The 16,764-nt window shown below is 65.1% G+C and carries 15 protein-coding genes; 6 read left to right on the top strand and 9 right to left on the bottom strand.

Translation table 11 applies throughout. The annotated features are described in order from the left end of the window. Positions 1-144: 144 nt before the first annotated feature. From MRBLMS1_RS09440 to MRBLMS1_RS09425, 4 genes are read left to right on the top strand one after another with little or no spacing between them, the layout of a single operon-like run. The gene (locus MRBLMS1_RS09440) at positions 145-1,230 is read left to right on the top strand and encodes a hemin-degrading factor (RefSeq protein WP_485879164.1); all 1,086 of its coding nucleotides are present in this window, start codon (positions 145-147) and stop codon (positions 1,228-1,230) included. Then, entirely contained in the window at positions 1,218-2,156 is a 939-nt protein-coding gene (locus MRBLMS1_RS09435; RefSeq protein ID WP_139090838.1) for a heme/hemin ABC transporter substrate-binding protein, read from the top strand. Before MRBLMS1_RS09440 ends, MRBLMS1_RS09435 begins: the two co-directional genes overlap by 13 nt. Then, positions 2,153-3,199, top strand: coding sequence for a FecCD family ABC transporter permease (locus tag MRBLMS1_RS09430; protein WP_485879146.1), 1,047 nt, complete (start codon positions 2,153-2,155; stop codon positions 3,197-3,199). Before MRBLMS1_RS09435 ends, MRBLMS1_RS09430 begins: the two co-directional genes overlap by 4 nt. Before the next feature lie 8 nt (positions 3,200-3,207). Further along, complete coding sequence (locus tag MRBLMS1_RS09425) at positions 3,208-3,996, top strand: ATP-binding cassette domain-containing protein (protein WP_485879144.1); 789 nt, start codon at positions 3,208-3,210, stop codon at positions 3,994-3,996. Between the two features lie 9 nt (positions 3,997-4,005). On the opposite strand, the gene MRBLMS1_RS09420 is transcribed toward MRBLMS1_RS09425, so the two are convergent. The 7 genes from MRBLMS1_RS09420 to MRBLMS1_RS09390 all read right to left on the bottom strand — a co-directional run bounded on the left by MRBLMS1_RS09420 (position 4,006) and on the right by MRBLMS1_RS09390 (position 11,488). Further along, complete coding sequence (locus tag MRBLMS1_RS09420) at positions 4,006-4,440, bottom strand: hypothetical protein (RefSeq protein WP_485879143.1); 435 nt, start codon at positions 4,438-4,440, stop codon at positions 4,006-4,008. Then, positions 4,437-5,876 (bottom strand): efflux transporter outer membrane subunit, encoded by a 1,440-nt coding sequence (locus MRBLMS1_RS09415; protein WP_485879141.1) that lies wholly within the window; start codon positions 5,874-5,876, stop codon positions 4,437-4,439. Before MRBLMS1_RS09415 ends, MRBLMS1_RS09420 begins: the two co-directional genes overlap by 4 nt. Next, positions 5,873-6,955 (bottom strand): HlyD family secretion protein, encoded by a 1,083-nt coding sequence (locus MRBLMS1_RS09410; RefSeq protein WP_485879139.1) that lies wholly within the window; start codon positions 6,953-6,955, stop codon positions 5,873-5,875. Before MRBLMS1_RS09410 ends, MRBLMS1_RS09415 begins: the two co-directional genes overlap by 4 nt. Positions 6,956-6,981: 26 nt before the next feature. Then, complete coding sequence (locus MRBLMS1_RS09405; protein WP_485879137.1) at positions 6,982-8,514, bottom strand: MFS transporter; 1,533 nt, start codon at positions 8,512-8,514, stop codon at positions 6,982-6,984. A 186-nt stretch (positions 8,515-8,700) separates the two neighbouring features. Continuing rightward, on the bottom strand, positions 8,701-9,636 hold the full coding sequence (locus tag MRBLMS1_RS09400; RefSeq protein ID WP_072456293.1) for a LysR family transcriptional regulator: 936 nt from the start codon (positions 9,634-9,636) through the stop codon (positions 8,701-8,703). Between the two features lie 81 nt (positions 9,637-9,717). After that, entirely contained in the window at positions 9,718-10,257 is a 540-nt protein-coding gene (locus MRBLMS1_RS09395) for a hypothetical protein (RefSeq protein ID WP_485879135.1), read from the bottom strand. Between the two features lie 532 nt (positions 10,258-10,789). Then, on the bottom strand, positions 10,790-11,488 hold the full coding sequence (locus tag MRBLMS1_RS09390) for a UPF0149 family protein (protein ID WP_034759318.1): 699 nt from the start codon (positions 11,486-11,488) through the stop codon (positions 10,790-10,792). 103 nt (positions 11,489-11,591) lie between these two features. Between MRBLMS1_RS09390 and MRBLMS1_RS09385 the strand changes: the two genes are divergently transcribed. After that, positions 11,592-12,605, top strand: a complete 1,014-nt coding sequence (locus MRBLMS1_RS09385) for a serine/threonine protein kinase (protein ID WP_139090844.1) — start codon at positions 11,592-11,594, stop codon at positions 12,603-12,605. A gap of 125 nt (positions 12,606-12,730) precedes the next feature. Continuing rightward, positions 12,731-15,157, top strand: coding sequence for a coiled-coil domain-containing protein (locus MRBLMS1_RS09380; RefSeq protein ID WP_485879132.1), 2,427 nt, complete (start codon positions 12,731-12,733; stop codon positions 15,155-15,157). A 5-nt stretch (positions 15,158-15,162) separates the two neighbouring features. On the opposite strand, the gene MRBLMS1_RS09375 is transcribed toward MRBLMS1_RS09380, so the two are convergent. After that, entirely contained in the window at positions 15,163-16,116 is a 954-nt protein-coding gene (locus tag MRBLMS1_RS09375; RefSeq protein WP_128140109.1) for a hypothetical protein, read from the bottom strand. Between the two features lie 250 nt (positions 16,117-16,366). Then, positions 16,367-16,741, bottom strand: coding sequence for a hypothetical protein (locus MRBLMS1_RS09370; RefSeq protein ID WP_034759290.1), 375 nt, complete (start codon positions 16,739-16,741; stop codon positions 16,367-16,369). Between the last annotated feature and the right edge of the window lie 23 nt (positions 16,742-16,764).

Below are 16,764 nucleotides of genomic sequence, written 5' to 3'. Positions count from 1 at the left end.
GCGCTTTTTTTTGCGCGTATTTTCTTCACATAAATAACACTTGATTGCGAATGATTCTCATTTATAATTGACTTCAAGATTCCCCCACCACCAGCCAGCCCATGCCAGCCAGTGTTCGCCTTGAAAGGAGACACCGTGTCGAGCATGCCCCCTATTTGCAATACCGAGCTGGTCACCAGCGAATTTACCCGCCTGCGCCGCGAGAAAAAAGCCCGCCACCGCGACATCGCCGAGGAACTGGGCATTTCCGAAGGCGAACTGATCGCCGCGCATGCCGGCCTGTCGCTGGCCAATGGCGCCTTGCTGGGCGCCGAGCGCCTGCGGGCCGACTGGCCCGCCATCATCGCCGCGCTGGAACCGCTGGGCGAAGTCATGGCACTGACGCGCAACGCTTCGTGCGTGCATGAAAAGACGGGCGTCTATCGAAAAGCCAGCCACAACAATCACGTGGGCCTGGTGCTCGGTGGCGACATCGACCTGCGTGTGTTCTACCGCCAGTGGGCGCACGGCTTTGCCGTACGCGAGATGGGCGAAAAGGAAGTGCAGCGCAGCCTGCAGTTTTTCGATGCGGCCGGCCAGGCCGTGCACAAGATTTTCCTGAAACCGCAAAGCGATATTGCCGCCTACGACGCGCTGGTGGCGTACTTCGCCGCCGCGCACCAGGAGGCCGGCATTGCCGTGAAGGCGCCGGCGCCGCCACCGGTCGAATTGCCCGACGCGCAGATCGACGTGGCCGGCTTTCGCGCCGCCTGGGCCGACTTGCGCGATACGCATGAATTTTTCATCATGCTGAAAAAATACTCGGTCTCGCGCCTGCAGGGCTTGCGTCTGGCCGAGCCGCGCTTCGTGCAGCAGCTCGACAAATCCTGCGTGCTCGACCTGCTCAAGGACGCCGCGCTTGAAAAAGTATCGATCATGGCTTTCGTCGGCAATGCCGGCATGATCCAGATCCATTCGGGCCCCGTGCACAAGATCGCCGTGATGGGGCCCTGGATCAACGTCCTCGATGCGCGCTTCAACCTGCATTTGCGCGAAGACCATATCGCCAGCGCCTGGGTGGTGAAAAAGCCCACGGTCGATGGCCTGGTGACGTCGGTGGAACTGTTCGACGCCAAAGGCGACACCATCGTCATGTTCTTCGGCGAACGCAAGCCGGGCGTGCATGAGCTGTGCGAATGGCGCCATATCGTCGACCGGGTGGCGCAGGAGGGCGAACTATGCGCCGCATGATCGCCGCCAGCGTGGCGCGCCGCATCGCGCTGAAAAAGATGGGGGCGGGCGCGCTGGCCCTGGCCGCGCCGATGCAGGTGCTGGCCGCGGTGTCCGACGCGGCCAAGCCTGTGGCGAAAGCGCGGCGCATCGTCAGCGTGGGCGGCGCCCTGACGGAAATCGTCTATGCGCTCGAGGCGCAGGGCGAACTGGTGGGCGTCGATACGACGTCGCTGTATCCGGCTGTGGCGCAACAGCTGCCGCAGGTCGGTTATGCGCGCACCTTGTCGGCCGAGGGCGTGCTGTCGCTGGCGCCCACGCAGCTGATCGCCACCGAGGAAGCGGGGCCGCAAGCCGTGCTGCGCCAGGTGCGCGACGCGGGCGTGCCGGTGGCGGTGCTGAACGCGAATAACAAATTCGAAGGCTTGCTCGAACGGGTGAAACAGGTGGGGCAGATCACGGGCCGTGCCGACCCCGCTGCGCGCCTGGCGCAAGCCTTGCAGCAGCAGTGGGACGGCGCCCTGGGCAAGGTGCGCCAGCGCGGCCACTCACCGGTACAATCAGCCGTGCGCGTGCTGTTCATCCTCGCGCATGCACCGAACCAGGTGATGGTGGGCGGGCGCGAGACGGGCGCCGACGCCATGCTCGCGTATGCGGGCGCCGTCAACGTGATGGGCGGCCAGGGTGGATTCGCCGGCTACAAACCGCTGACGCCGGAAGCCGTGATCGCCGCGCGGCCCGACATCGTGCTCGTCACGGACCAGGGCTTGAAAGCGTCGGGCGGCGTGGACGGCATCTTGAAACTGCCAGGCCTGGCGCAGACGCCGGCCGGGCGCAAGCACCGCATCGTGTCGCTGGAAGCCATGCTGCTGCTGGGCTTTGGCCCGCGCATGCCGCAGGCGCTGGCCGAACTCGACGCCGCATTTGTCAAAGCCATGGCCGCATGAACGTGCGCGCGATGACGCCGGCATTGTCCTGGCCACGCTGGGGTGCTGGCAGCATGCTGGCTGTGGCGTTGTTTGCCGGTCTGCTCATCGCCGTGCAGGCGGGCGCCGTGCCCGTGACGCTGGCCGACTGGCTGGCGCCATTTCAAGCGGCCGGCGAGGCGCTGTCCGGCGGCGCGTATGTGCTGTGGCATATCCGTTTGCCGCGCGCCCTGTTCGCCGCCCTGATCGGTGCCGCGCTGGCGCTGGCCGGCGGCTTGACGCAGGGGCTGTTCCGCAATCCGCTGGCCGACCCGGGGCTGCTGGGCGTGAGCAGCGGCGCCGCCTGCGCGGGCGCGGCCACCATCGTTTTCGCGGCCAGCCTGCACGTGGCGCCCGAGCTGCGCGTGTGGCTGCTGCCGGGTGCCGCGTTTGCCGGTGCCATGCTGATTTGCGTGCTGCTCGACAGGGTCGCCCGCTGGGCCACGCCAGGCTCCATCGTCGGCCTGCTGCTGACGGGCGTGGCGCTGAACGCCATCACGGTGGCCGTCATGGGCCTGTGCATCTACCTGGCCAGCGATGACCAGTTGCGCACCCTGACTTTCTGGACATTGGGTTCGCTGTCGGCCGGCAGCTGGCGCCAGGTGGCGGCCTTGCTGATTGTGCTGGCGGGCGCGCTGTGGGTCACGCGCTTCCTGATGCGCTCATTGAACGCGCTGGCGCTGGGCGAGGCGCAGGCGCTGCATGTGGGCGTCGACGTGGGCCGGCTGCGCACGCAGGTGATCGTGCTGGTGGCCGTGCTGACGGGGTTTGCCGTCGCCTGGTGCGGCGGCATCGGTTTTATCGGCCTGATCGCGCCGCACCTGGTGCGCACCTGGCTGGGCGCCGACCAGCGCCGCGTGCTGCCGCTGTCCATGCTGGCCGGCGGCTTGCTGCTGCTATTGGCCGACACCCTCGCGCGCACGGTCGCCATTCCCGCGGAAGTCCCCGTCGGCATTTTCACGGCCTTGCTGGGCGGGCCATTTTTCCTGATGCTGTTGCGGCGCTTCCGCCACGGCACCGCCTAGAGGTGAACATGACGCCACTGCTGGAACTCTCCTTCGCCACAACACAACTGGGCCAGCAGTATTTCGGCCCCTTCACTGTGCGGGTGGCGCCCGGCGAGCGCATCGCCATCCTTGGCCCCAGCGGCGCGGGCAAGTCGACGCTGTTGAAACTGATGGCGTGCGAACTGCAGCCGCAGGCGGGCCAGGTGGTGCTTGCCGGCCGTCCCCTGGCGCAGTGGCCGCTGGCCGACCTGGCGCGCTGCCGCGCCGTGCTGCCGCAAGGCTCGAACGTGGCCTTCGGCTTGCAGTGCGAACTGGTGATCGGCCTGGGACGGGTGGCGCGCCTGGTCGATCCGCAGCTGGAGCGCATCGTGCAGGACGCGGCCGCCCTGGCGCACGCCGGGCATCTGCTGGGCCGCCGCCTTGATATCCTGTCCGGCGGCGAGCAGGCCAGGGTGCAGCTGGCGCGCATCTTCGCGCAGATGTGGGACGTACGCGATGGCTTGATACTGGTCGATGAACCGCTGGCGGCGCTCGATCCCGGCCTGCAGTTTGATCTGCTCGACAGCTTGCAGCAGTTCTGCGCTGCGCGCGGCCACGCCGTCATCGCCATCCTGCACGACATCAACCACGCCTTGCTGGGCTTCGAGCGGCTGCTGCTCGTGCGTTCTGGCCAGCTGGTCGCCGACATCGCCAGCGATGCCGGCGCCGTACCCGCCCTGGCCGCACTGTACGGCATCGCCCTGACGACGGCGACCAGCAGCGACGGCCACGTGTGCGTCATTCCTGCCAGGAGCGCGGTGCGCAGGGCGGCCTGACCGACTCACTCACCACACGTCCGCCGCGCGCGGCCGCGCCATCTGGCCGCTGCCCAGCAGCCACACCATCAGGGCGTCGGCCTGTTCGCGTGTGGCCGCCACTTCCTGCACGATGCCGAACGTTTTCATGGCGCCAGCGGCCATCGCTTGCAGGCGCGCGCGCTGTTCCGCGTCCGCTTCGATGGACACCAGGCCCCGGCAAATGGCGGCCAGCGCCACCTTGTTATGTTTGAGCCACAGGCCGCGCCGCTTGCGGTCCACGTGCGCTTCATCGCTGCGCTCCTCTTCGAACAGCATGACGAACGGTTCGCCATGGCGCAGCAGCGCATCCATGTCGTTTTCCCACAGCGGGGCATAGCCGGTGACGGCCGTTTCAGGGCGAAAGCGCACGATGGGAAAGTCGCTGACGTCGTGGATGGAAAAATGTGCGGGATTCGGTTTCATTGGGTACTTTCTTGCGAGGTGCTTGAAAAGGCTTGCCAGCCGCCGCCCAGCGCCTTGTAGACCTGGACCAGCGACAGCGACGCGGTGGCGCGGCTGTCGACCAGCGCCGCTTCGTTGTTCAATAGGGTGTTTTGCACGTGCAGCACGTTGATCAGGTCCGTGCCGCCCTGGCGGTACTGCAGTTCCGCGCTGTCCAGCGCGCGCCGTCCCTGTTTGACGGCTTCATCGAGGCTGGCCTGGCGGCGGGCGTTGGCCTGGTAGCCGGACAAGGCGTCTTCCACCTCGTGCCAGGCGGCCAGTACCGTCTGCCGGTAGGCGATGGCCGCTTCCTGCTGCTGCGCTTCGCGCAATTGCAGCTTGCCGCGCAGGCGGCCGCCATCGAACAGGGGCACGCTGAAGCCGGGACCGAAGGCAAAGCGCTTGGCATCCCAGCCGATATCGGACAGCTGCATCGCTTGCAGGCCGACGCTGCCCGAGAGCGTGATGCGCGGATAAAAATCGCCTTGCGCCACGCCGATGGCGGCCGTGGCCGCGTGCAGCTGCGCTTCGGCGCGGCGGATGTCGGGACGCCGTTCGGCCAGGCTGCTGGGCAAGCCCAGCTGCACTTGCATGGCCACGGCGGGAATGTCCTTGACCGCCGCCAGCTCCGCCTGCAAGGCTTGCGGTGGCAACGCCAGCAAGAGGGCGAGGGCGTTGCCCAGGCGCGCTTCGCGCTGCTGCAGCGGCGGCAAACGCGCTTCGATGGTGGCCACGTGGGCCGCCGCCTCGGCCTCGTCGAGCTGCGTCGCCACGCCTTCGCGCAGGCGGATGCGGGTCAGCTCCAGGGTATGGCGGGCGATGTCGAGCAGCTGCTGCGTGATGGCCAGGGTTTGCTGCGCGCCGCGCAGCTCGATGTAGTCGCGCGCCGTCTCGGCCAGCACGGCCAGCAGCACGCCGCGCTGCGTTTCCATCGCCACGTCGACCCGCGCGTCAGCCGCTTCCACTTCGCGCCGCACGCGGCCCCACAGGTCCAGCTCCCAGGCCGCGTCAAGATTGCCTTGCCACAGGCTGTAGGCGGATTGGCCGTTGTTGCGCGACGGGTCGCTCAAGCCTTGTTCGCTGTTGCGCGCGCGGCTGTAGCCGCCATTCGCGCCCAGCGACGGGCCTTGCGCGGCACCGATGACGCCACGCGCGGCGCGGCTTTGCTCGAGCCGGCTGGCAGCCGCCAGCACGTCGAGGTTGGTGCCGGCGGCGCGCCGCAGCAGGGACGACAGGGGCGCGTCGCCAAAGCTGTCCCACCAGTGCTGCTCGATGGCGCCATCCTGTGCCGCCGCGAAGCGGGCATCTTCCGCCTGGCGCCATTGCTGTCCCAGGTCATGGGGCGGGCGCTGGAAGTCGGTGCCGACGCTGCCGCAGCCGGCCAGGCCCAGGGCCGTGATCAAGATCAGTGCTTTCATCGCGCGCTCACCTGTGTCAATGCTTGACGGCGCATGGCCGTATCGATGCGCACTTCGGCCGACATGCCCACGCGCAGGCGGGTGCCCCGGTCCCGGTCGCCGTCCTGCTCCGGGTCGAGCGCGATCCGCACGGGGATGCGCTGCACCACCTTGGTGAAGTTGCCGGTGGCGTTTTCCGGCGCGATGGCGGCAAACGTCACGCCCGTGGCCGGCGCGATGCTGTGCACGGTGCCGTGCAGGAGCACGCCCGGATAGGCGTCGACAGCGATGCTGGCGCGCTGGCCCTGGCGCACGTGCGTGAGCTGGGTTTCCTGCAGGTTGGCGACGATGAAGCTGCGGTTCAGTGGGACCACGGCCATCAGGCTGGCGCCGGGCGCCACAAGGGCGCCGACGCGCACGGCGCGGCGTCCGATGATGCCGTCGATGGGCGCACGCAGCTGCGTATGCGACAGATCGAGTTCGGCCCGTTGCAGGCTGGCGCGGGCGCGCAGCAGGGCCGCTTCGGCCGCGCCTTGCTGCGCTTGCAAAATGTCCGTCTGCTTGCGGGTGGCAACGAGGGCGGCGCGGTTTTGCGCCAGGCGCGCGCGGCTCACGTCGTAGCGCGATTGCGCCTGCTGGGCGTTTTGCACGCTGCCCGCGCCCTGGCCGGCCAGGTGCGTTGAACGGGCCAGTTCCTGCTGCGCCAGTTTGTCTTCCGCCTGGTTGGCCTCGACCAGGGTGCTGGCTTGTTCGATCACAGATTGCTGGCGCTGCAAGGTGGCGCGGGCATAGTCCAGCTGCGCCTCGGCGCCCGCTACTTCGGCGCGTGCCGAGGCGGCGGCGGCCTGGTAATCGCGGTCGTCGATGCGGGCCAGCAGCTGACCCGCCTTGACAGTCTGGTTGTCTTCCACCAGCACTTCCCGCACGATGCCGCCCACCTTGGGAGAAAGCACGGTGTAGTCGGCGCTGACGAAGGCGTCGTCGGTGCCTTGTTCTTCGCTGCGGGAAAACAGCAGTTGCCAGGCGCAAAAGGCGAGGGCGCAGGCCAGCAGGGCCAGGCCGAGGAGGAAAGCGCGCGAGCGCAGGATGGGGACATTCATGGTGAGGCTCTTTCGTAAAATGAAAATCAGGCGGCGCGCGGCGGATAGACGCGCGTCGGCAGGATGGGGATGATCACAATCATGGCCAGCGCGATGGCGGCCACGCAGAGGTACAGGTCGGACGAGGTCAGGGTGACGACTTGCGCATGCATGCGCTGTGCCAGCCCTGGCACATCGACGGCGCCCGGCAGGTTGCCCAGACGTTCGCTGAGCACCGTCGAATGGAAATGGTTGCGGCGTGTGATCAGCGCATCGAGCACGCCGGTGGCGACGACGGCCGACATGCCCTTGATGGTGTTGAACCAGGCCGAGGCAAATGGGCCATCCTGCGGCGCCAGGCCCGTGGTGGCCAGTAGCAGCAAGGGAATCACGGCCATCGGTTGCGCAAAGATCTGCACCGCTTGCAGCAGGTAGAAATGCGTGCGTATCCAGTCGGGAGACATGCGCGCGCCCAGCACGCAGGACAGGGCCAGCAGGGCCAGGCCGATGGCCAGCACCCAGCGGCAGTCGACGGCGCGCAAATTGCACAGGGCGGCCACCAGCGGCAGGGCGATCAGCTGCGGCAGCGCCACCATCAGCATCACGGGCGCTGTTTGCAGCGGGCGGTAGGCGTGCACCTGCGCCAGGTAGGATGAGGGGATCAGGATCACGGCCAGCAGCACGAACAGCACGCCTCCCAGGGTCAGCAGGGCGTGGCTGAGGTTGCGCCGCGACAGCAGCTGCAGCTTGAAGAAGGGCAGCGGATGCGACCACTCGTTGATGAAGAACAGCACCAGCAGCAACAGACCGCCGCCCAGCAGCACGCAGATCAGCGGCGAGGCGAACCACGCCAGGCGTTCGCCCTGCAGCATGCCCACCACCAGCATGCTGATGGCGGGCAGGCCAAGCAGCAGGCCGCGCCAGTCGAACTGGCGGAAACGTTCGAGGCGCAGCGGGTCTTGCGGCAAGCCCCAGGACACCATCAGCAGGGCGACGATGCTGCCCGGGACGACTTGCCAGAACGCCCATTGCCAGCCCAGGTACTCGGTCCAGAAGGCGGCCAGCGGCGTGCCCAGGCTGGGGCCGAAGGTGGCGCTCAGCGCATAGCCGCCCAGGCCATACAGCTTGATGTTCGGCGGCAGGAAGCGCAGCGCCACCGTCATCAGCATGGGCGGCAGGGCGCCGCCGGCCGCGCCCTGCACCACGCGCAGGAACATCAGCACGGACAGGTTCGGCGCAAACGGGCATAGCAGGCCCGCGGCCATGCAGACGATGATGGCGGCGGCCGTCAGGCGGCGCAGCGAGAACGTGACGGAACACCACGGCGCGAACGCCATGGCCGACACCGAGGCGGCCGCATACAGGGCCACGAGCCAGCTGGCGTCGTCGCGCGCGATGCCCATGGCGCCGCGGATGTCGGCCAGCGCGACCTTGGTGATGTTTTCATTCAGGCCGGCCACCAGCACGGCCAGCAGCACGCCGGTCAGGCCCGTGGCCAGGCGCAGGCCGAAGGCGGGAGGTGCGGGAGGAGCAGGCGGCGCGGCCGCGGGGACGGCGCCGGGAAGCGGTACAGCGGACACAGGGAACTCCGTGGATGAGGATCAGTCCACGCAGTATAGGTAGCCGTTAATCTTGTGAAAATTGATAATTAAGGAAGTGTGAATTGCGTCTGGCGCAATGATGGGTGGGGTCGGACCCTGTGGGTCTGACCCCGTGTCTTTGTCGTTGGGTTTGGCGTCTGGCGTGTGAGTTCAGATCAGCCCCAATCAAATGCTGGGGTCAGACCCGCAAGGGTCTGACCCCGTGCACAGCTCCTTGATCATCCGGCGCAGCCAGCGGTGCGCGTGGTCGTGGTCGAGGCGCGGGTGCCAAGCCTGGAAGACTTCCACGCTGTCGACGGGGATGGGCAGTTCGAACGTGCGCAGCTTCAGGCCCAGGCGCTCGACGATGGCCAGCAGCGGTGTGGGCATCAAGGGCAGCAGCAGGCGCGAATCGGCCACGGCGAAGATGGCGGACTGGAAGTTGGGGCTGATCAGCGAAACCCGGCGCGTGTAGCCCCGCTCGGCCAGTGCCGTGTCGAACGGGCCGCGCGCCAGGCCGCGCCGCGAGACGCTGATATGTTCGTATTCGGTAAAACTGTCGAGGTTGATGGGGCCGTCGAAGATCGGGTGGTCGCTGCGGGCGATACCGACAAAGCCGCTGCTAAACAGCTGCTGCAGCTTGATGTCGGGCGCAAAGGCGCGCCGCGCGCTGATGTACAGGTCGATGCGGCCCGCGTGCAGGGCGTCGTTTTCCGTGGCCCCGTCGCCCTCGGGCACGAAGCGCAGCACCGTGTGCGGCGCGTGCACTGCCAGCAGGTCGCGCAGCTTGCCGCCATACGCACCGACAAACACGTCGTTGGCGCACAAGCTGAAGGTGCGTTCCAGGGTGCGCAAGTCGACTTCGCGGCCCGACGTGAAGATGGCGTGCGCCTGCTCCACCACGCCGCGCACCTGCTCGCGCAATTCCAGCGCGCGCGGGGTGGGTGCCAGGCCGCGCCCGGAGCGCACGAAGACGGGGTCGCCGATGGCGTCGCGGATGCGCGCCAGGGTGCGGCTCATGGCCGGCGCACTCAGGTTCATGCGCCGCGCGGCGGCCACGGCGCTGCCTTCCTCGAGCAGGATGTCGAGGGCGACGAGCAGGTTCAGGTCGGGGAGTTTCATGCGGCAATTATAGCGCTGGGCAAGGAGCTTCCTGCGGTGGCAATTCCTGTATTAATTAAGGCTGGACCGAAGTCTGGCAAATTATTCTTTTGCCTGTCTATCCATGCATGCCGGTGTCGGTGCCAGCTCCGCCTTGGCGCATTGCAGGGCGATGCAATGGCTTTTGGTCTCGTCATCCGTACTGTCGCTGCAGGCCTGCAATGCCAGCAAACTTTCGGCTAATACTTTTCTGGATAGCTTAAGCTCATCCTCGGTGACAACGCGTTCATTTTCTGCCATGGGGAGTGGTTGAGCCGAGACCTGATTTTCTGAGCTGAATGGCTCATTGGGTACGATTACTCTCTGTATTGACGGCGTTGACGAGTGTGTGGCTGGTATTTCTGTAGGTATGACTGCACTCTCCGTGACGCTACCACTCGGAGGAGTAGTAGTTTCTTTCTTATAGGTGCTGATGGCGATAAATCCTAGAAAAACCACGAAAATTAAAAATATCCAATTGCCTGAAAAACCTGTGTTGCGACTGCCGCAGTTTGGGCATTTCATTGACAGGTCTTTACCTCTGGGATACCAAGTGTACTTGCAGTCTTTGCACTTGTTTTGCATTCTCTTGGTTTTGCTCATATCTGTACCGAATCTCCCATAGTAATCGTGATGTAATCTGGATCGCTCACTGGAGTTTATTCTAAGGCGGTTTTACTCATTTGGTCGAGTTAACTTCAGTCGTGTGGCTTTTTAATGGGTAGTGCTATTGTTTATTTTTGCTGATAACTGCATGCTAATTTTTTTGGTTATCAAGGAAAAATTCAAATTGAACGGCTGAATAATGGTGGTTTAATATTTGATGCTGTCTTGCCTGCAGACGCGGCATTAGCTATGCATTAGTTTTCTTGTGTTGCACGGTATTGCATTGAAATCTCTTGATACTTACTTGACTTTACATATTCATGTTTTAAGTAGTCGACGAAATTTATTGTGCATGCAGTGCCCCTATGAAAAGAAAATGGCAGAATGTGAACCTGTGGTTGTGCCCGAAATTACTTGAGCATTACCATCGAAGATGGTCCAGACTTGTTTTCTGAATGCTTGCCTGTGGCGGCAGAGAGGGGAGGGAGATTGCGCCGGAATCTTCCCGGCGCAGGGTAACGCGATGGTGTTACTCGGCTGCCGGCTCGGCGCCGCAGCATTTCTTGAACTTCTTGCCGCTGCCGCAAGGGCAGTCGTCGTTGCGGCCCACTTTCGGCTCTTCGCGTTTCATGGTTTGCACCGGTGCCTTGCGGCGCGGGACCCAGAAACGGTGGATGGCCGGCAGGTTCGCCTCCAGTTCCTGCGCCAGCTTGTGCGCTTTGACCGGGTCTTCCACCAGTTTCAGCTCTTCTTCCTTGATTTCGTCGGCGCCCAGCAGGTAGATCGGCTGCATCAGTTCAGCCACTTCGGAATCCCAGATTTCATTCCACGAGCCCGGACGCAGTTCCATGCCGTCCCAGAAGCCCCAGCACCAGGCTTCGGCGTCGATCAGGGTCTGGCCTTCGTAGTCGTGTTCGACGAACAGGGCTTCGAATTCTTTCGGCGCCACTTCGAACGTCACCAGCACTTCGTTCATGAAGCGCATGATCAGGTTGACGATGCGTTCTTCTTCCTTGCTGTTCTTGAATTTCGGCGCGTCGTTGACATCTTCGCCCCACACGCGCGGCAACCACTCGGCCGGCATGATCGGTTCCGGACCGATGGCCACGGCCGTCAGATAGCCGTGCAGCATATCCATGGTCATCGCGTCTTCGGAGCACCGGTCCGACAACAGGAATTGGTCTAATTCGTCAAATTCTTTTTCTGATAATGGCTGTTCGAGTTGCATGGCTTGCTCTTTGATTGAATGTAAGGCGCCAGTATACGCCTTGCTGCGGCTTGCCGCCGAAGTGTTTGCACCTGCGGCCCGCGCGCGCCTTACAATGTCGCTTATGCACAATGAAAACCAGCCGCACGAGGACGACCGGCCCGTCCATCCCTTTTCCGCCCTGAGCCCCGATTGCGTGCTCGATGCCCTCGACAGCGTGGGACTGCGCGGCGATGGCCGTCTGCTGGCCTTGAACAGCTATGAAAACCGCGTCTACCAGGTGGGCATCGAAGACAGCGCGCCGCTGGTGGCCAAGTTTTACCGTCCCGCGCGCTGGAGCGATACGGCCATCCTGGAAGAACACGCGTTCGTGTCCGAACTGGTCGAGCGCGAAATCCAGGTGGTGCCGGCGCTGGACATCAATGGCAGCACCCTGCACCAGTACCAGGGCTTCCGTTTTGCCGTCTTCCCCCGCCACGGCGGCCGCGCGCCCGAGCTGGACGACCCGGCCACTCTGGAATGGATAGGGCGCTTCATCGGCCGCATCCACGCCGTCGGCGCGTTGTCGACCTACAAGGAACGGCCGGCGCTCGACCACCAGACGTTTGGCGTTGAACCGCGCGAGTTTCTATTGGAAGGTAATTTCCTGCCGCCCGAACTGCTGGCCGCCTATTCCAGCGTGGCGCAGCAGGCGCTCGACGGCGTCAAGCGCTGCTATGACCGCGCGGGCGACGTGGCCATGCTGCGCACGCATGGCGATTGCCATGGCGGCAACGTGCTGTGGACGGACGCCGGCCCCCATTTCGTCGATTTCGACGATAGCCGCATGGGACCGGCCATCCAGGACCTGTGGATGATGCTGTCGGGCGAGCGCAGCGACCAGGTGCGCCAGATGAGCGACATCCTGGCCGGCTACGAAGACTTTTGCGATTTCGACCCGCGCCAGCTGTACCTGGTCGAAGCGTTGCGCACCCTGCGCCTGATCCATTATTCGGCCTGGCTGGCGCGCCGCTGGGACGACCCCGCCTTCCCCGTCGCCTTCCCGTGGTTTAACACGCAGCGGTATTGGCAGGACCGGATATTGGAACTCAGGGAGCAGGTGGCGTTGATGGACGAAGCGCCATTGTGGCCTGTTTGACCTAAACGCCCGAAAAGGGCGGTAAACGCCCCTCTTCTTGCCGCGCTGATTTGCGCATGCCTGTTCGATAATGGTGCTAATAAATTCCTGGAAGCAACGGAATTCACCCGAACAAGCGAGAAATCATGCAAGCACAGCAAAATCAGCGCCAGGCCGCCTCCCTCACCGTTGCGTATTCCGCCGACGACGAGTTCGACCAGGACAGCATCGTCTCGCTGCATGATTTCAAGGACCTGGAGCGCAAGGCGGAAGTGCCGGCTGCCGCCATCGCGTCCGAACCGCAAGCTGAACCGGCAGCCGAAGCCGATACCAAGGCGCCCGCCGTCGAACGCCAGAAAATGGAATTGAAAGCCATCCACGAGGCGATTGCCCGCGTGGAAGCGGAAGCGAAGGCCACGTGCGCCGCCGAAAGCCGGGCCTTGGCCGAGGCGCGCGTGCGCTCGCTGGCCGAGGACCGCGCCGCCATCGACGCGGCCGCCGCCGCCGCCGCTCAGCAAAATGCGCAGGCCGCCGAGGAAGCGATTGCCGCCAACCGCGAACGTCTCGATACCATGCGCGCCGCCGCGCAAGCGAGCGTGGCCCGTCTGGAAGCCGTCAAGCAGGAGACGGCCGAACTGCGCGCCCGCGTGGAGTCCGACAATGAAATCCGCCTGGCCGCCGAACAGCGTGCGCGCGCTGAACAGGAAAGCCGCTTGCGCGCCAGCGAGCAGGTGGCCGTGCAGTCGGAACTGGCCGAGCAGGCCGCCCGCGCCGCCGAAGAATTGCAAGTGCAGACGGAGCAGGCGCGCCTGCAGGCCGTCGAGCGCGTCGCCGCCGTGCAGGCGGCCAAGGAAGAAATGGTGGGCATCGCCTCGGCCGATGCACGAGTTGCCGTGCTGGCGCGCGAACGCGAGCGCCATGCGCACGGCGCGCGCCAGACGGCGCAGATGCTGGCCGAAGCGGAAAGCGAAGCGCTGGACTTGACGGTGCAGCGCGAGCGCGCCGACCAGATCGCGCTGGAATCGGCCTTCAACCGCGCCGCCGCCGAAGTGCGCGCCCTGGAAGAAGCGCGCGCGTTGGCGCACCTGGAACAGGAGCGCGAAGCCATCGCCTTGGCGCAGGCGGAATCGGAACGTCATGCGGCGCAGTCGCTGCGTTTGCGCCTGCAGACGGAAAAGGAATTGCGCGACGCGGCCATCCACCGCGAGCGCCTGGAAATGGTCGCCGTGGCCAGCGCGCAGGCGCGCCGCGATGCCGACGTGCGCATCCTTGCCGCCACCGAGGCGCGCATCGAGGTGGACCGCCAGCTGCGCGCCGTGGCGCTGGCCCGCGTGACGGCCGAACAGGATGCGGAAATCGCCGGCCACGCCAAGCTGGAAGCGGAAACGGCGGCCCTCGAAGAAACCAAGGCACGCGAAGCGGCCGAGCAGGCGGCCGCCGTGGCAGCCGAGCGCGAACTGGAAGAGCAGCAGCGCGCCGCCAGCCTGGCGCAGGAACGCGCCGAACTGGCGCGCCAGGCATCGGAACTGGCCGCCAGCCAGAATGAAGCCGAGCAGGCCGAAGTCGATGCCGGCAAGGCGACATTGGCCGCGCAGGAACAAGCGTCGCAACTGGCGCAGGAAAAAGCCCGTCAGGCAGAGCAGCTGCTGCAGGCGGAGCAGGAGCGCCTGGCCGCCGAACAAGCCGCCATCGCCGCCCTGAAAGAAAAACTGGAGGCCGAAGCGCTGGCGTTCAACGCGGCGCAGGAACGCATCGCCGCAGAAGGCGCGCAAGCGGAGCTGCTGCGCGGCCAGCACGCGGCCGAACAGGCTTTGCGGGAAGCGGCGCAAAAGGAAGCGGACGCCATCCGCATCCTGATGGACCAGGCCCTGGTCGAGGGTGAAAAAAAGGCCGCCGCAGCGCTAGCCGTGCAGGCGCAGGCGCGCCTGGCCGTGGAACTGGGACAGGTGCATAGCGAGCGCGCCCGCGTGGAAGAAGACAAGGCGCAAGCAGCCGATGCGCTGCTGGCGTCCGAGCGCGATTTCGTCGCGGCCGAACGCGAGTCGCTGGCCCTGATCGCGCAAAAACTGATGCAGCAGCGCCAGACCAGCAGCGCAGAAGAGCGCGCCTCGCAAGCCATCGCCGGCCGCCTGGAAGCGGAAAAGCAGGCCACGGCAGCCGCCGAAACGCGCGCTGCGATGGAACAGCAGGCGCTCGACGCCATGCGCCAGCGCGAGCAGCTGGAATTGGCGGCACAGCAGGCCGCCAGCGAGAAACTCGACGCGCAGCAAGCCTTGCTGGCCAGCGCCCAGGCCCATGCGGCCCTGCAGCGCAAGGCGGCCGAGACGACGCGCGCGATGGCGGCCGCCAAGCAGCAATTGCTGGAACGGGAAATGGAGCGCGCGCAGCAGCAAGAGCGCGAACTGGCCGCCCTGCGCGCCAGCCTGGAGCAGCCGCAAAGCGCGTTTTCCAGCTCATTGACCGCCGCCCGCGCGAAAGCCGAACAGGTGAGCTCGGCCAGTTTGACGCGTGAAGTGATCGAGAGATTGACGCAGCCGAACGAGTCAGCCGGCGCCGTGTGGCGTTCGCGCTAGAACGTTTAAAACTTCCTGCCCACGCCCACCAGCAGCACATCGGCATCGCGGTGGTAATCGGTTACCACCCGGTTCCACGCCACTTGCGCCAGCCAGTGGCGGTTGACATGGTAGCGGGCCACGGCTGACAGCAAGCCTGTCAGGCGCGTATCGTGGCCCTGGGTGTCGCGGCCGTCCCAGGCCACGTAGGGCCCCGCGCCCATGCCGAATTCCACCTTTTCATTGAGCGAGCGGATCAGCCACAGCTGGGCGGCCGCGCCGCGCCGGTGCGCCAGCACCGTGCTGCCTTCGTCGATGAGAGTGGCGCTCCAGTCCACGTATTTTCCCGCCGCGCGCCGGTATTCCAGGGTGAACGGGCGCGAGGATTCGGAGCGGAAGCTGTTGACGATGGTGTGGCCTGTCGATAGGGTCAAGGTATCGTCGTACGCCCAGTTCTGCAGGTGCAGCTTGGCGCCCGGTACGCCGTCATAGCGGTAGCCGGCGCCGATCAGCAGGTGCGTGGTGGTGTCCTTGCCGCTGGGGCGGATGCGGTTGACCTGGGCCAAGGCATACCAGCGGTTGTCGAATTGCCAGCGCGCCTGGAGGCTGGCGATGGAACCCCAGCCGTGGTCATTGTCGAAATTGTGCGGCGCTTCGTCCGTCTTGGCCGTGTCGAAGAAAAAATAGCGGCCGATGCCGGCGCCCAGCATCAGTCCCTGGTCCACGTTTTTCGTGCGCAGCCAGACCTGGCCCGCCATGCCGTCGCGGTGATGGTTTTCCGGATGCCCTTCGTTGATATACGACAGGCTGACCGCATTGTAATTGCCCACCGGCTGCGTGTAGCTGATGGCGCCGACAAAGGTGCGTTCATTGGTCGAGTTGACTTTCAGGGAACCTGCCATGCCGGAGATATCCTGTGCCTGGGTGGACAGGGGGAGGGCGGCGGCCAGCAGGGCCAGGACGGTGTATGGTAGGCGCATGACGTTTCCAGTGACAGAGGGGAATACACGCTAACGGTCGTCTGGCGGCGCATCATGCGATTGCGCAAGCATCTTGCACATTGACTACATTTGTAAACTGTTTCAGCCAGAACTCATCACAAGTGTATAAGAAAGTGAGAATGCGTGAGGCGCGCCATGCATCGATGGCGGGAAGAGGGACGGTAGCTGGAGGAAGGAATGGCGCCGGCGCGAGAAAGGCTGGCCGGCGCGATGCTGCGAAATTGCGGTGTTACTGGCTCAATACGACTTTATCGGCAAAATATTCCGTCTCGCCGAAGCATTGCGTGGGCACGCCCTTGTGCTGGCTGTAGGTGACGAGGATGCGCTTGCCGGCGGCGGCCGTCAATTGCTTCGCCACGTCCTCATCGCGCACGCTGAACTGGAATTTTTCCGGAATGGTGCCCGGCAGCGCCGTCAGCAGCAACTCGCCCTCCCATGTCTTGCAGATCCAGCCCCGCTTGGAGAACTTTTGCAGGTAGCCCGCCCGTTCGCCTTCCGAGTACGAGAAGCTGAGGGCCATCCACGTGTAGGCTGCCAGCAGCAGGAAGCCGGCCACGAGGAAGATGGCAAAGGCGAAGGTGACTTTTTTGGTCGTAGGGGTCATGTTGACTTTTATCGTTAAATTGA

The sequence above is a fragment of the Massilia sp. LMS1-1-1.1 genome, from assembly GCF_040815535.1.
Lineage (GTDB): Bacteria > Pseudomonadota > Gammaproteobacteria > Burkholderiales > Burkholderiaceae_D > Janthinobacterium > Janthinobacterium aestuarii.
The sequence above is the reverse complement of the archived record's forward strand: the minus strand, read 5'-3'. Positions and strand labels throughout refer to the sequence as shown.

Excerpts from the sequence above, each read along its gene's own strand:
- MRBLMS1_RS09430 (WP_485879146.1), top strand. The coding sequence starts at position 2,153 with ATGAACGTGCGCGCGATGACGCCGGCATTGTCCTGGCCACGCTGGGGT.
- MRBLMS1_RS09385 (WP_139090844.1), top strand. The coding sequence starts at position 11,592 with ATGCACAATGAAAACCAGCCGCACGAGGACGACCGGCCCGTCCATCCC.
- MRBLMS1_RS09435 (WP_139090838.1), top strand. The coding sequence starts at position 1,218 with ATGCGCCGCATGATCGCCGCCAGCGTGGCGCGCCGCATCGCGCTGAAA.
- MRBLMS1_RS09390 (WP_034759318.1), bottom strand. The coding sequence starts at position 11,488 with ATGCAACTCGAACAGCCATTATCAGAAAAAGAATTTGACGAATTAGAC.
- MRBLMS1_RS09395 (WP_485879135.1), bottom strand. The coding sequence starts at position 10,257 with ATGAGCAAAACCAAGAGAATGCAAAACAAGTGCAAAGACTGCAAGTAC.
- MRBLMS1_RS09370 (WP_034759290.1), bottom strand. The coding sequence starts at position 16,741 with ATGACCCCTACGACCAAAAAAGTCACCTTCGCCTTTGCCATCTTCCTC.
- MRBLMS1_RS09425 (WP_485879144.1), top strand. The coding sequence starts at position 3,208 with ATGACGCCACTGCTGGAACTCTCCTTCGCCACAACACAACTGGGCCAG.
- MRBLMS1_RS09375 (WP_128140109.1), bottom strand. The coding sequence starts at position 16,116 with ATGCGCCTACCATACACCGTCCTGGCCCTGCTGGCCGCCGCCCTCCCC.
- MRBLMS1_RS09400 (WP_072456293.1), bottom strand. The coding sequence starts at position 9,636 with ATGAAACTCCCCGACCTGAACCTGCTCGTCGCCCTCGACATCCTGCTC.
- MRBLMS1_RS09420 (WP_485879143.1), bottom strand. The coding sequence starts at position 4,440 with ATGAAACCGAATCCCGCACATTTTTCCATCCACGACGTCAGCGACTTT.
- MRBLMS1_RS09380 (WP_485879132.1), top strand. The coding sequence starts at position 12,731 with ATGCAAGCACAGCAAAATCAGCGCCAGGCCGCCTCCCTCACCGTTGCG.
- MRBLMS1_RS09440 (WP_485879164.1), top strand. The coding sequence starts at position 145 with ATGCCCCCTATTTGCAATACCGAGCTGGTCACCAGCGAATTTACCCGC.
- MRBLMS1_RS09415 (WP_485879141.1), bottom strand. The coding sequence starts at position 5,876 with ATGAAAGCACTGATCTTGATCACGGCCCTGGGCCTGGCCGGCTGCGGC.
- MRBLMS1_RS09410 (WP_485879139.1), bottom strand. The coding sequence starts at position 6,955 with ATGAATGTCCCCATCCTGCGCTCGCGCGCTTTCCTCCTCGGCCTGGCC.